The sequence below is a fragment of the Phycisphaeraceae bacterium genome (genome assembly GCA_019636655.1).
GTDB lineage: Bacteria > Planctomycetota > Phycisphaerae > Phycisphaerales > UBA1924 > JAHBXB01.
Genome location: JAHBXB010000001.1, coordinates 1130908 through 1143907 on the forward strand (window position 1 = coordinate 1130908; position 13000 = coordinate 1143907).

12 protein-coding genes and 1 tRNA gene are annotated in these 13000 nt (G+C 69.4%); 7 read left to right on the forward strand and 6 right to left on the reverse strand.

Annotated features, from left to right (window positions below; genetic code table 11):
* The first annotated feature begins 109 nt into the window (after positions 1 to 109).
* Together lhgO and KF745_04795 are read left to right on the forward strand one after the other, a co-directional pair.
* A complete protein-coding gene (gene lhgO, locus KF745_04790; GenBank protein ID MBX3357727.1) occupies positions 110 to 1354 on the forward strand; it encodes an L-2-hydroxyglutarate oxidase in 1245 nt (414 codons plus the stop codon).
* A gap of 349 nt (positions 1355 to 1703) precedes the next feature.
* On the forward strand, positions 1704 to 5525 hold the full coding sequence (locus KF745_04795) for a VCBS repeat-containing protein (GenBank protein ID MBX3357728.1): 3822 nt from the start codon (positions 1704 to 1706) through the stop codon (positions 5523 to 5525).
* A gap of 59 nt (positions 5526 to 5584) precedes the next feature.
* On the opposite strand, the gene KF745_04800 is transcribed toward KF745_04795, so the two are convergent.
* Positions 5585 to 5658, reverse strand: a tRNA-Arg gene (locus KF745_04800).
* Positions 5659 to 5834: 176 nt separating this feature from the next.
* Here KF745_04800 and rpsT point away from each other — a divergent pair.
* Together rpsT and KF745_04810 are read left to right on the forward strand one after the other, a co-directional pair.
* Positions 5835 to 6110, forward strand: coding sequence for a 30S ribosomal protein S20 (gene rpsT / locus KF745_04805; GenBank protein ID MBX3357729.1), 276 nt, complete (start codon positions 5835 to 5837; stop codon positions 6108 to 6110).
* A 146-nt stretch (positions 6111 to 6256) separates the two neighbouring features.
* Positions 6257 to 7138: a CPBP family intramembrane metalloprotease gene (locus KF745_04810; GenBank protein ID MBX3357730.1), complete on the forward strand. Its 882-nt coding sequence runs from the start codon at positions 6257 to 6259 to the stop codon at positions 7136 to 7138.
* A 9-nt stretch (positions 7139 to 7147) separates the two neighbouring features.
* Here the strand turns inward: KF745_04810 and iscX are convergent, their stop codons facing one another.
* Positions 7148 to 7381 (reverse strand): Fe-S cluster assembly protein IscX, encoded by a 234-nt coding sequence (iscX, locus tag KF745_04815; protein MBX3357731.1) that lies wholly within the window; start codon positions 7379 to 7381, stop codon positions 7148 to 7150.
* A 32-nt stretch (positions 7382 to 7413) separates the two neighbouring features.
* Entirely contained in the window at positions 7414 to 7809 is a 396-nt protein-coding gene (locus KF745_04820) for a 2Fe-2S iron-sulfur cluster binding domain-containing protein (protein MBX3357732.1), read from the reverse strand.
* 92 nt (positions 7810 to 7901) lie between these two features.
* Between KF745_04820 and KF745_04825 the strand changes: the two genes are divergently transcribed.
* Both KF745_04825 and KF745_04830 read left to right on the forward strand, forming a co-directional pair.
* Positions 7902 to 8759, forward strand: coding sequence for a glycosyltransferase (locus KF745_04825; protein MBX3357733.1), 858 nt, complete (start codon positions 7902 to 7904; stop codon positions 8757 to 8759).
* Positions 8756 to 9475 carry a lipid-A-disaccharide synthase N-terminal domain-containing protein gene (locus KF745_04830; GenBank protein ID MBX3357734.1) on the forward strand — a complete coding sequence of 240 codons (720 nt, stop codon included), beginning with the start codon at positions 8756 to 8758 and terminating at the stop codon, positions 9473 to 9475. Before KF745_04825 ends, KF745_04830 begins: the two co-directional genes overlap by 4 nt.
* Here KF745_04830 and KF745_04835 read toward each other — a convergent pair.
* Together KF745_04835 and KF745_04840 are read right to left on the reverse strand one after the other, a co-directional pair.
* On the reverse strand, positions 9460 to 10647 hold the full coding sequence (locus KF745_04835; protein MBX3357735.1) for a DUF5009 domain-containing protein: 1188 nt from the start codon (positions 10645 to 10647) through the stop codon (positions 9460 to 9462). The two genes, KF745_04830 and KF745_04835, sit on opposite strands and share 16 nt — an antisense overlap.
* Before the next feature lie 52 nt (positions 10648 to 10699).
* The gene (locus tag KF745_04840; protein MBX3357736.1) at positions 10700 to 11710 is read right to left on the reverse strand and encodes an iron ABC transporter permease; all 1011 of its coding nucleotides are present in this window, start codon (positions 11708 to 11710) and stop codon (positions 10700 to 10702) included.
* 119 nt (positions 11711 to 11829) lie between these two features.
* On the opposite strand from KF745_04840, the gene atpC reads away from it, so the two are divergent.
* Positions 11830 to 12276, forward strand: coding sequence for an ATP synthase F1 subunit epsilon (atpC, locus tag KF745_04845; protein ID MBX3357737.1), 447 nt, complete (start codon positions 11830 to 11832; stop codon positions 12274 to 12276).
* Positions 12277 to 12449: 173 nt separating this feature from the next.
* On the opposite strand, the gene smpB is transcribed toward atpC, so the two are convergent.
* On the reverse strand, positions 12450 to 12935 hold the full coding sequence (gene smpB / locus KF745_04850) for an SsrA-binding protein SmpB (protein MBX3357738.1): 486 nt from the start codon (positions 12933 to 12935) through the stop codon (positions 12450 to 12452).
* Positions 12936 to 13000: the final 65 nt, after the last annotated feature.

The following is a 13000-nucleotide window of genomic DNA, read 5'->3' on the forward strand; positions in this document are numbered from 1 at the left end:
AGGCAGAGCGTGTCACGACCCGCAGAATAGCAGACCTCGCGGGACCCATGCGGCGTCCACGCGATCTGTTCCTCCGCCATCCGGCGGCCGATATCTTCACCGGTCACCTATGCCACCCAGCACCGAACAGTTCGACATCGCCGTCATCGGCGGCGGCATCGTCGGCCTCGCGACCGCCATGGCCCTGAGTGAGTCCGCCTCCGTGATCGTCCTCGAGGCCGAGGCCGCGCTCGCGACACACCAGACCGGGCACAACTCCGGCGTGATCCACTCCGGCCTCTACTACAAGCCGGGCTCGCTCAAGGCCACGCTCTGCGCCGCCGGGCGCGACGCCATGTACGAATTCTGCGCCCGCCACAACGTGCCGCACGACCGGTGCGGCAAGATCGTCGTCGCGACCGATCCATCGGAGATCCCGCGCCTCGACGAACTGGAGCGGCGCGGCCGGGCGAACGGGCTCCAAGACATCCGGCGGCTGACGCCCTCTCAGATCCGCGACCTCGAGCCCGCCGGCGCCGGGATCGACGGCCTCCACGTGCCCATTACCGGAATCGTCGACTTCCCCGCCGCGGCCCGCGCGATGGCGGCGGTGGTCTGCACCCGCGGCGGACAGGTCCGCACCGGCGCCCCGCTGATGCACGTCCACCGGACCTCCGGGACCGGCGGCGGCTTCGTGCTCGACACGCCCCTCGGCGAGATCGGCGCGCGGTCGCTCGTGAACTGCGCCGGGCTGCAGTGCGACCGCGTCGCCATGCTCTGCGGATCGGATCCCGGTGTGCGGATCGTGCCATTCCGAGGCGAGTACTACGACCTCAAGCCGCACGCCGTCGGCCTGGTCAAGAACCTGATCTACCCGGTCCCCGACCCGAGATTCCCGTTCCTGGGCGTGCACTTCACGCGGATGATCCACGGCGGAGTCGAGGCGGGGCCCAACGCCGTGCTCGCCCTGGCGCGGCACGGGTACGGCTGGCAGGACGTCTCGCTGCAGGACACGGCCCGCATGCTCGCGTTCCCCGGATTCTGGAAGATGTCGATGGCCCAGTGGCGCACGGGCATGATGGAGTTGCGGCGGTCCTGGTCCAAGCGCCGCTTCGTTGCCGACCTGAGGCGATTGATCCCGGTTCTGACCACCGACGACGTGGTCGCCGCGCGCTCGGGTGTGCGGGCCCAGGCAGTGGACGCAAACGGAAAGCTCCTTGACGATTTTCACGTGGTGACCGGTGATCGGATGGTGCACGTGCTCAACGCGCCTTCGCCGGCCGCCACGGCGTCGATCGCCATCGGCAGGTCGATCGCTGACACTGCTCGCAAGGCGTTCGCCCTCCCCAGGATCGCCGAACCGTCGCTGATCTGATCTGGCTCGCCGGTCTGCAACGGCCCATGCTCGGATCTGTACGAGCGGGATCGGACAATCGTGGCGGCCGGCGCTTTTTGCAGACCTATACGTCAGGAACAGGTCCGCGGCGGTCAGCAGGGCCGTCTCACTCTCAGATCATGCTCGTTTGTTTATTGTTGCGCAAGAACCGCGCAGCGGTGAGCAGCGAAGAGTTGTTCTCCATCTCGCCCAAAGCGCCGAAACGGCTTGCCTTTCGGACCAGTTCTGCTACGGTGACATCACGCGCGTCAGGAGCGGGGTCATCCCCGGAACACGGTTGGGCCGATGTGTAGCGAGAGCCTGTGACTCGTGCATGGAGCGCTCCAGAATGATCAGCAGCGGCACCCGTTGGACGTGGGGATTGGCTGTCAGCGTGCTGCTGGCAGGGCAAGGTCAGGCTCAGACCGTTCTGCATGTCAACGCCGCGGCCCCGCCGGGGGGCGACGGGCTGTCGTGGGTCACGGCGATGAGCTCGCTCGAATCCGCGCTGGAGGCGGCGGCGCTCATCCCGGAGTTGAGCCGCGACGTCGAGGTGTGGATCGCCGCCGGAACGTACAAGCCGACGAACGAGTTGACGCCGGGAACGCCGCAGACGGCGACGTTCTCCATGCTCAACAAGGTCCGCGTGTACGGCGGGTTTGCCGGGAACGAGACGCTGCTCGGCGAGCGGCTCCCGGCCGTGCACGTCGTCACGCTCAGCGGCGACCTCGCGGGGGACGATCTTCCGAACTTCTCCTACGGGCCCGACAACGCGTACCACGTCGTCACCGCGGATGGGGTTGACGCCACGAGCGTGCTCGACGGGGTGACGATCTCCGGCGGCGCGGCGGTGGCCTCCCCCTTTCTCAATCAGCGCGGCGGGGGAATGCGGGTCAACGCCTCGACCTGCGCGGTGACCGGGTGCACCTTCCGTGGGAACACCTCGAACCGCAGTTCCGACATGTCCGGCGGCGCCGTGTACATCTTCGACGGGGCGCCCGTGTTCACCGGCTGCGTGTTCGACACGAACCGGTGCACGAACTTCGGCTTCGGCGGGGCGGTCGCCTCCGAGGGGGCCGCCACGGTCATGAATCAGTGCGCGTTCACGGCGAACCGCGCCTCGGTCGGAAACGGCGGTGCGATCGCGCTCAGCGGCGGCACGCTGCTGCTCTTCGAGTGCAGTTTCGATGGCAACCTGGCGTCGGTCGCCGGCGCCGTCCAGAACTTCGCGGGGGACATGCTGGCACGCCGGTGCACCTTCGCGTCCAACGTGGGCGGCGAGTCCACCGCCGGCGTGGTGACCAGCCCGGGTGCGGCGAGCGACTTCCTGGGCTGCACGTTCAGCGGGCACTCCTCGCCGGCCGGGCCGGGTGCGGTCTCGGGCGGGCGCAACTTTGTTAACTGCGGTTTTTTCGGCAACGGGGCGGTCTTCGGCCCCGGCGCCGTCGGCGGGGGCGAGTTGTTCGTCGACTGCGTGTTCAGCGGGAACTCGGCGGTCGCGTTCCAGGGCGGGAGCGCGCTGAACTGCAACGCGGCGCTGGTCCGCGTCGTCGGGTGCACGTTTGTCGAGAACTGGAGCACGTCGTCCGCCCCCCAGGCCGCGGCGCTGCGGTACTCCGGGGTCGGCTCGCTCGCCGTGGACAACAGCATCTTCTGGCGCAACAGCGCGGGCCCACTCCAACGGACCGATGAGGCGACGCAGGTCGGCTCGTCGGGGCCCGGGCTTGCGGTGAACTCCTGTTTCGTGCACGGGCTCACCGGGTCGCTCGGCGGGACGGGGAACATCGGCGGCGGGCCGAACCCCGATCCGGGGCTGGTCAACCTCGCCGGGGCGGACGGGATCATCGGGACGGTCGATGACGACGTCCGCCTCAGTTCGTGTTCGCCGTGCATCGACGCCGGCTCAAACACCCTGCTCGCGGCGGATGTGCTGGACCTCGACAACGACCTGGACCTCCTCGAGCCGACGCCGTTTGACCACTCCGGGCTCGGACGCCGGCAGGACGACCCCGCGACGCCCGACACCGGCGCTGGAACGGCCCCGATCGTGGACATCGGCGCGTACGAGTACCAGCCCGCCGATCATGCCGTGTGGACGGCGGCCGCGGGCGGCGCGTACTCGAACAGCGGCAACTGGATCAACGGCCCGACGACGGTGGCGACGAGCGGCGCGTTCAAACTGGCCTCGGCCTACAGCGTTACGGTCGCGAGCGACCAGTCGGCGCGGTCGCTCGAGGCCTGCGCCGGGGCGGTGACGCTGCAGATCGCCCCGGGCGTGGTGGTCACCACGGGAGTCGCAGCGGATTACGGCCTGTGCGTGGGTGCTCATCCCAGCGCGGGGGCCTCGGTCCTGGTGAACGGCGGCAGCCTCGCGGCGACGAGGTCGCTGGTGGGCGACTTCGGCACGCTCGGCGGCAACGGTGTTGTCCTGGGTGATGTCGCCTGCGTCGGCACCATCGCGCCCGGCGCCGACGCGGCGTCGACCGGGAAACTCGAGATCGATGGCTCGCTGGCGATGACCGGGCCGAGCACGTTGAACGGGTTCGCACGCTCGGGGCGGGTGCGGGCGAGGATCGGGGGCAAGGGCGCGGGGCAGTTCGACTCCCTGAGCATCACCGGCGGGGCCTCGCTCGGCGGCCTGCTCGACATCACGCTCGTCGGCGGGTTTCAGCCGGGCCCGGGCGTACTGAACCTGCCGATCCTGACCGCCGATGCGCGCCAGGGCATGTTCGACGTCGCCCTGATGCCGGCGCTGTCAGACGGGCGGTACCTCGGCGTGGCGTACCAGACGCTGCGCGGCACGAGCGAGGTGGCCGCGCTGACCACCGCGACGCTCCCCGCGACGATCGCGTTTGTCGGCCCGAAGACCCGGCAGGTTGCCGGCCGGCCGACCGCGATAGCGATCGGCGACCTCAACGGCGACGGTCGGCCGGATCTTGTGATCGCGGTGCCCAACCCGGCCAACCCGACAGGGCTGCCGGGCTCGATCCACATCCTCTACAACGGCGGCAACGGACCGAGCGGGTGGAACGGCTTTGACACCTCGGTCGAGGTGCCGCTCGATTTCGGCCCGTCCGACCAGGGGATGGAGCCGGCGGGGCTCGCGCTTGCCGACTTCAACCAGGACCTGCGGGTGGATATCGCGGTCGCGTGCGCTTCGAGCCACAACGTGATGGTGCTCCAAAACACGAACAACATGGGCGCGTTCTCGCTGGCGACGAGCATCGGCGACGTGGGCGAGGAGCCGCGGGCGATCGTGGCCGGCGACATCGATCAGTTCGAGGGGATCGATCTGGTCGTGGCCAGTGCGGCGTCGGATGTGGTCACCGCCCTGCTCGGCGCTTCGCCGCCGGCGATCTCGTTCACCGCGGCGACCCCGGCGGCGACCGGGCGTCGGCCGGTGTCGATGTGCCTGCTCGATGCGGATGGGGACGGCGATCTGGACCTGATCGTGGGAAACGAAGTGGACTCGTCGCTGACGGTGCTGCTCAAGCAGTCCAAGCCGACGCTGCCGTACCGGACCGAGCGGCGGCTGCCGATGGCGGGACCGGCGGTGCGGCTCGCCGCGGCGGACATTGACGGTGATGGCGCGCCGGATGTGGTCGTGTCGGATGGGACGGGGAACGCCGTGTCGGTGGTGCTGAACCGGACGGTGTCGCTCAACACGCTCGAGTTCGCCCCGCGAGTTGATCTGCCGGCAAGCGGCGCCACCTCTGGGCTGGTGATCACGGACCTGGACAAGGAGTCAGACCGGGACGTGGTGGTGCTGGCGGGCGGCCAGATGCGGGTGCTCCGCAACGACTTGAACTCGGGGGAACAGCTCCAGTTCGCTCCCCTGGCGGGCCTGCCGATGGGCGCCGCGCCGACGCTGCTCGGCACGGCGGACGTCGACCTGAACGGCCTGCCGGACCTGATCGCGGTGAGCGACGCGGCCGCGCCGATGAACGACGTGGTCGTCCGGAGGAACATCTCGACGCTGACGTGTCCAGCAGACCTGGACCGCAACGGCGCGGTGGAGCCGCTGGACATCGCGGTGTTTGTGCAGATCTGGCTCGCCAGCATCCAGAACGGGACCCTGATGGGCGACTTTGACCACAGCGGCGTGGTCGACCCGCAGGACATCTCGGCGTACGTCACGGCGTGGTTGAGCGGGGCGGGCGGAGGGTGCTAAAGGCGGTCGTCAGACCGGCCCATCTGAGGCCGATCGCGGCCCATCCGCGGGCGGAGAAACGCGGGCGGAAGGAGTCGAACCTTCAACCTCCTGATCCGTAGTCAGGTGCTCTATCCAATTGAGCTACGCCCGCAACGCCCTCCGGCAAGGAGGACGGTAACACTAAGCGGGCCGGGGGCAATCGGCAAGGCGGGGACGGCGGGCCGGGCCTTGATTCGACGCGCCGGGGTGCGATACTTCCCTTCCGCCGGAGCGGTCGGTGTCGGCCCAGGGGCGAGGTCCTCGCTTTGACGGTTTTTCGGAGTTCTCATGGCTCACTCAGCGTCCGCAAAGAAGCGCATCCGCCAGAACGAGAAGCACCGCGCCCGCAACCGCTGGCGTCTGAAGACGATGCGGACCGCCATCAAGGAGCTGCAGGACAAACTCCTTCACGGCACCCCGGCGGACGCCGAGGCCGCGTACGCGGTCGCCGCGAAGATCATCGATCGCACGGCGGCCAAGGGCGTGATCCACAAGAACCAGGCCGCCCGCCGCAAGAGCCGGCTGACGGCCAAGGTCAAGAGCAAGAAGGCCGCCAAGGCCTAAGGCCCGTTCGCCGAAATCCCAGTTCACTCCCGCCCCGTTCGGACGCACCCGGACGGGGCGATTTGCTTTTGGCGGGCGCGCCGCACTCCCCCCATCGGGGCCCCCAACTCGCCGGATTATCGTTCCGTTGCCGATATGCATGGCGGATGATGCCGACCCGTAGACCACCGCCCCGCCGATCGCGATCCGCCTCGCCAGCACGGAAGCCTGCCCCTGCGCCCGAATCGGCCGCCCCCAGGCCGCTTCCCCGCCTGGAGCCGAAGGGGTACTGGGCGCTCTCGACGCGGCCGCTGCACATCCTGGCGTTCCTGGCGCCGCTGATCGCGGCGTACGAACTGGGGTCGGCGCTGTACCTTGTTTCGGGGCCGGAGGGGGCCCATCGCACCATTCAGGCCCAGAGGCTGCTGGGGGACTTCTTCCACCTCTTCGGGGTCGTGGGGCTCTTTCTGCCCGGGATCGCCCTGGTGACCGTGTTGCTGGTCTGGCACGTGCTCCTGCGGGACCGGTGGCGGTTGGAGTTGCCGGTCCTGATCGGGATGTTCATCGAATCGGCGGGGTGGACGCTGCCCTTGCTGGTGCTGGCCGCGGTCATGGGGAGGGCCTCGATGGTGCAGATAGGGGTCCCCCCCCCACACCTCCCTCCCCTCCCCCTCGCCGGCGGGGGGGCGGGCGTGGACCTGTACACGCTCCCGTGGCAGGCGCGGCTGACGATTTCGATCGGCGCCGGGCTGTACGAGGAGATGCTCTTCCGGCTGGTGCTGATCGCGTTCCTGCACCTGGTGCTGGCGGACCTGGCGCGGCTGCCGGGGAAGATGGCGTACGCCCTGTGCATCGCAGGCTCGGCGTTGACCTTCGCCCTGTATCACGACACGACGCTGGCGACCGGGGGGACGGACTGGATGAAACTGGGGTTCTTCGCCGCGTCGGGGGCGTACCTGGCGACGGTGTACGTGATGCGGGGGTTCGGGATCGCGGTGGGCGCGCACGCGATGTACGACACGCTGGTGCTGGTGCTGCTGAGGCAGTAGCCGGGCTGTCTATTCGTCGTCGTCGCGGTCCTGGGCTTCGCCCATCCAGAGCATCTGTATGGTCTCGAGGATCTTTTCGTTGACCGGGTGACCGGCCTCCTCGCGGAAATCCGGGAGCGCCTCGACCATTGCTCGCAGTTCGGTGAACCGGAGGGCCACGGGGCTGACGCCGGGGTGGGCGTCGGCGAGTTCCTCGGCGATGCGGTGAACATCGAGCCAGCCGAATGTCTTGGAGAGGGCCATGGCGAAGGGCTGGGGAGGCGGCCGATCCTGCGCTAGTGCGGGACTTCTTTCACGGCGTTGCGGTTCCACGAGGGGACCTTGACGGTGATCGCGCCGGCGCGGCGGATCTCGCACTGGCACGAGAGGCGGCTGTCGCGCTGCAGACCCGGGGCCTCCTCGACGCGGTCCTCCTCGGCCTCGGTGGGCTCGGAGAGGTTGGACATGCCCGCGGTTACGTGGACGTGGCAGGTGGAGCAGGCGCAGACGCCGCCGCAGGCGTGCTCGATGTTGATGCCGGCGCCGAGGGCTACCTCGAGGAGATTCTGGCCTGGGGCGGCCATGACGATCTGCTGGGATGCGCCGTCCTTGCCGGTGAGGGCGGCCGGGTCCTCCATGATGAAGGTGACCGGGATGGTCGCGGTCTTGGGGTCGATGGGACGGACGTGCATGACCAAGTCTAGGAGGATTTCGTTGGGATTGAAGCGTCCGGAGAGGGGGAATCTCGCGGCCCAGAGAGGCCCGGCGTCTACACTTTCGGTCCATGGGATCGGACGCCAAAGCCCTGCCGGAGATCGAACTGAGCGTTGTCGCCCCGGCGCACAACGAGGAGGACAATGTCGCCGCGCTGGCGGATGAGGTGGCGCGGAGCCTGGAGCCCCTTGGAATCCCCTTCGAACTCGTGGTCGTGGACGACGGGTCGACCGACTCCACGCGCCTGCGGCTGGTGGACCTGATGCGATCCCGCCCGTGGCTGCGCTGCGTGGCGATGACCCAGACCCCCGCGGGGTCGGGGAACGGGCAATCGGCGGCGTTTCACGCGGGGTTCCGCGCGTGCCGCGGCCGGCTGATCGGAACACTCGACGCCGACCTGCAGAACAACCCGGCGGACTTCCCCAAGATGCTCGACCTGCTGCGGCGCGAAGGGGCGGACATGGTGCAGGGCGACCGCTCGCACGCGAGGCGCGACAACGCGGTGCGGAGGGTCGGGTCCGTCGTGGGGCGCGTGTTCCGGAGGATGCTGCTGGGGGACACGATCCGTGATACCGGGTGCTCGCTGCGGGTGATGAAGCGTGAGATCGCCGTGAGGCTGCCGCTGGAGTTCAAGGGGATGCACCGGTTCATCCCGGTGTCGGCGCGGCACATGGGGTACACGGTGGTCGAGATGCCGGTGAACCACCGGGCGCGAATGGCCGGGACGACCAAGTACGGCTTCGGGATCACCAAGCGCGCGATCCCGGGGCTGATCGACTGCTTCGCAGTGCGGTGGATGCGCGGCCGGCGGCGGCCTGTGGAGTCGGCGGAGATCGGGCGCGGCGGGCAGATCGAGGCCGATTCCGCGAACGGCATGGTCGAGGTGCGCAGCCCGGCCGGGGTCGGGGCCCAGAGGGTCGGCGCGTGAAGTGGGAGCCGGCGGCGCTGATGGCGATCGTGCTGGCGCTGGGGCTGTGGATCGCGTTCGGCCCGCCGAGCCAGCCGCGGGTCGCGCTCCGCGATGGGGCGATGACGCAGGACGTGCGGATCGGGCACAAGCGCGGCGTTCTGGAGGCGGTGCGGGATCCGAAGACCGGCGAGTTCACGTTTCGCGTGCTGATCGGCGACTCGACCGCGGGCGGCGAGGTCATGAGCCGGGAACTGGCGGAGCGGGTGCTCGATCCCGAGATCGTGGCCGAGGCGATGCAGCCGCGGACGAACTGGCTGTTTCGCCTGCTGAACATCACGTCGTGGGTGAACGTCGTGTGGGTGTGCATCGGGCTCGGGGGGCAGCTGGCGTTCTCGGGGCGGATGGTGCTGCAGTGGCTCGTCAGCGAGCGGCGGCGGGAGAGCGTCATCACGGAGTCGTTCTGGTGGTTCAGCCTGCTGGGAGCGGTGCTGTTGTTTGCCTACTTCGTGTGGCGACAGGATCCTGTGGGGATCCTGGGGCAGGCATCCGGGCTGGTGATCTACGCCCGCAACATCCGGCTCATCCGCAAGAAGAAGAGAAGGGAAGTGCGGGCCGGGGAGCTGGTGCGCCTGGAGGGCGAAGGGAACGGAGCGCACATCGCCGCGGACCCGGCGCCGGAGCCGATGCTGACCCTGGGCAACCCCGCCAAACCAGGCGATCACACCCGAAGGTAGATTCGCCGGCGGTGCAGCAGCCAGGCGACAGCGAACCACGCGGCGGTGACAACCGCGGCATAGAGCAGCGACGCGATCTCCGGGCCGATCGTGAGCGATGAGGGCATTCGTGGCAGCAGGAGGTGCTCGTACAGGACCTGCTGCGGGGTTGTCTTCTCGCCGCGGAACGTGACCGGTAGTTTCGTGAGGACCTTGGCGAGGAGCAGGGAACCGACGTAGATGAGGATGGCGTTGCGGCCGAGGATGGTGAACGCGCCGGTGCGGGGCGCAGAAGGCTGGTCAGAGCCCTGTTGAGGTGGCTCGCGATCCGGCGCTCGGTCGAGGAGCGCGGAGCACGCGACGAGCACGACCGCCGCGAGGCCGCCGGTGAAGAGCACGTACGCCGGTGTCCAGAGCTGCTTGTTGATCGGGATCCCGCCGAAGCGGCCGAGTCCGAGCCCGGCGAGGGCGAGCATCATGCCCGATGCGAGCACGCGCCGACCCAGCGTCCGCCGTACACGGGGTGCGATGCCCGGCGACACGGAAGCCCGCAGGGCCAACCCCGCGACAAGGCCGAGGCAGGTTGTCGCGATCGCGGGGATCGTCGAGAGGAGCCCCTCGGGATCGAATGGCTGCTGCCCGAGCATGTGCGCCTGTCCAAGGACAATGCGGTCAACAGAGCCGACCAGGTTGCCGGCCACCGAGAGGTCCGGCGCGACCGAGCCCGGCGGTGACACCAGCAGCAGCACGGCCTGGTACGCCACGAGCAGGGCGAACGCCAGACCGAGTTGAACCCCCGGCGAGAGCCACAGGGCGCCCAGCGCAACCGCGGCGTAGCAGATGCCGATGCGCTGCAGCACACCGAGATACCGGAGCGACGAGAGTTCGAAGCGGGGGAAGGCCGAGATGAACAGCCCCAGCGCGATGATGATCGCCGCGCGCTGGAGAACCACGCGTGTCGCGGCGCTCCGCCCGGCGCCGGCGAGGCGGCGTGAGAACGCGATCGCGGCCCCCATGATGAACAGGAAGAACGGGAAGACCAGGTCGGCGAGCGTCCAGCCGTTCCAGTCGGCGTGCGCGAGAGGCGGGAAGGTGTGCTCGAACGAACCGGGGTTGTTGACCAGCAGCATCGCCGCGACGGTCGCGCCGCGGAAGACATCAAGAGATCGCACGCGCCCGGCGGGTTGCGGCATGCACGACGGTAGGTGACGCATCCGCCCGACCTGCCGCTGGGCCCCGCACGGCTCAGGCCATCGCCCGGGTCCGGCGCAGCAGCACGATGAACGCCGGACCGCCCAGCAGCGCGGTCAGCACGCCGATGGGCAGGCGCCCGGACGCCAGGTCCAGCGACTTGACCAGCGCATCGGCAGCGACAATCAGCGAAGCGCCCAGGAGCGCCGAGGCGAGGACCAGCACGCGGTGGCCGGCCGAAGCGCCGCGGCGGCCGGTCAGCAGGCGGGCCAGGTGCGGGCAGATGAGCCCGACGAATCCGATCGGGCCCGCGATCACGACCGCCCCCGCAGTCATGGCGCCGGCGAGGATGAACAGCGCCAGGCGCAGTCGCGACAGGGGGACACCGACGGAGACGGCCTCGTCGTCGCCCATGGCCGCCGCGTCCATCGCCGGGCCCGCCCAGAGGCCGGCGCCGAGGCCGATGACCGCGATCCCCCCCACCGCGGCGAGTTGCGGCCACGTGACATCGTCGGAGATCGCGCCCATGAGCAGGCGGGCGGCGCCGATGCCGCGGTCGGGCATGAGGTGCTGCAGCAGCATCGTTGCCGCGCCGCACATGATGGAGACGATGACGCCGATGAGCACGAGCGTCGGCGGGTCGACGAGCCCCCGGCGCTGGGAGAGGGCGTACACCAGTGCGAGGGCGGCGATCGACCCGAGCAGGGCCGGACCGGCGTGCCATCCGGCGACCGAGTACGGGGCCGACTCGGTCGACGATCCCGTCCACGTCGCCGCGAGGTACATCGCGAGCATCACCGCGAGCGCCGCGCCGGAACTCAGGCCGAGCAGGTCCGGGGAGGCGAGCGGGTTGCGCAGGAGCGACTGCAGCATGACGCCGCCGATCGCGAGGGACATGCCGACGACGATCGCGGCGAGGGCCCGCTGCTCGCGGAGGATCCAGACTTGGCCGCGGGCGGCCTCGGGGAGCGAATCCAGCGATCCGCCGACGCCGAGGCGCAGCGCCACGGCCCCGATCAGGACCAGCACGAGCACCCCGATGGCAATTGCGGCACGGCTCGACACGCCGACAGGCTACGGGAATCCACCGCGGAACGCCGCCGCCCCGGCGGGGGGTAACGGCGTAGACTTGGGGCCCCGAATCCGGCTCTTTCAGTTCGGGGTCTTTCAGGAGTCGGCTCGACATGGCCCAGAAGAACTTCGAGTGCCGTCTGATCACGCCCGAGGCCAAGGTGTTCGACCAGGCCGCGACCGCTGCGGTGCTGCCGGCGTGGGACGGCTCGATGGGGATCCTGCCGAACCGGGCTCCGATCGTCGCCAAACTGGGCGCCGGGGAGATGCGGCTGGATTTCCCCGATCAGGGCGACTCGAAGGGTGGGAGCCGCTCGTTCTACGTCGAGGGCGGCTTCATCCGCATGGCGGGCAACACGCTGACGATCCTGGCGACCAAGGCGATCCCAGCCGAGAAGATGTCCGAGAGCACGGCCCAGGCCGAGCTCGCCGAGGCCGAGGCTCGCAGGGCGGACCCATCCGATCAGGCGGCCGTTGCGAAGGTTCGGCTGGAGCGTGAGCGGGCGCGTCACAAGTTGCGTGTTGCCCGCGGCTTCCGCAACCGGGGCGGCGGAATCTAGGCACAGCCTTCCTCGATACGGCACAGCCGCTGAACCCGACCGGATTTCGGGCCGATATCTCTCCGCGGCCGGTGTGTGGCGGCCGCGATGCTCCGCTGGAAGAGAGGCATTGGATCCGAAGCGGGTCGGGGTCTAGCGCGCGATGGGCGGCGAGCCGTCCTTCGCCCCCGGGCCTAGACCCGCTTTGACATCGCGCGGTCGATGTCGCGCCGCGATTCGCGCTCGGCGATCGACTGCCGCTTGTCGTGCCGCGCCTTGCCCTCGGCGACGCCGACGAGCACCTTGGCGAAGCCGTTCTTGAAGTACATCTTCAGGGGGACGAGCGTCATCCCGCGCTTGGACGTTTCCTTGGCAAGGCGCAGGATCTCGCGCTTGTGGGCCAGGAGCCGGCGGGGCCGCACGGGCCGGTGCTGCTGCGCGCCGGCGGGGGGAAACTCGGCGATGTTGATCGAGTAGAGCACCAGATCGGGCGGCTCGTCGGTGGCGCGCACGTATCCCTCGGCCAGCGAGACCTTGCCGTCGCGGACGGACTTGACCTCCGATCCGACGAGCACCACCCCGCATTCGAGTGTGTCGTGGATGAAGTAGTCGAACCGGGCGCGACGGTTCTCGATCATCGGGTCCTGCCGTTTTTTGAGTTTCTTGCCCGCCTTGGCCATGCGTGTCCGGGAAAACTGAAACCCCCGGTCCCCGCCGGGTGTAGACGGTATCCTGCCCGATTCAG

Coding starts and splice junctions, on each gene's coding strand:
- lhgO (MBX3357727.1), top strand. CDS start 110: ATGCCACCCAGCACCGAACAGTTCGACATCGCCGTCATCGGCGGCGGC.
- KF745_04795 (MBX3357728.1), top strand. CDS start 1,704: ATGATCAGCAGCGGCACCCGTTGGACGTGGGGATTGGCTGTCAGCGTG.
- rpsT (MBX3357729.1), top strand. CDS start 5,835: ATGGCTCACTCAGCGTCCGCAAAGAAGCGCATCCGCCAGAACGAGAAG.
- KF745_04810 (MBX3357730.1), top strand. CDS start 6,257: ATGATGCCGACCCGTAGACCACCGCCCCGCCGATCGCGATCCGCCTCG.
- iscX (MBX3357731.1), bottom strand. CDS start 7,381: ATGGCCCTCTCCAAGACATTCGGCTGGCTCGATGTTCACCGCATCGCC.
- KF745_04820 (MBX3357732.1), bottom strand. CDS start 7,809: ATGCACGTCCGTCCCATCGACCCCAAGACCGCGACCATCCCGGTCACC.
- KF745_04825 (MBX3357733.1), top strand. CDS start 7,902: ATGGGATCGGACGCCAAAGCCCTGCCGGAGATCGAACTGAGCGTTGTC.
- KF745_04835 (MBX3357735.1), bottom strand. CDS start 10,647: ATGCCGCAACCCGCCGGGCGCGTGCGATCTCTTGATGTCTTCCGCGGC.
- atpC (MBX3357737.1), top strand. CDS start 11,830: ATGGCCCAGAAGAACTTCGAGTGCCGTCTGATCACGCCCGAGGCCAAG.
- smpB (MBX3357738.1), bottom strand. CDS start 12,935: ATGGCCAAGGCGGGCAAGAAACTCAAAAAACGGCAGGACCCGATGATC.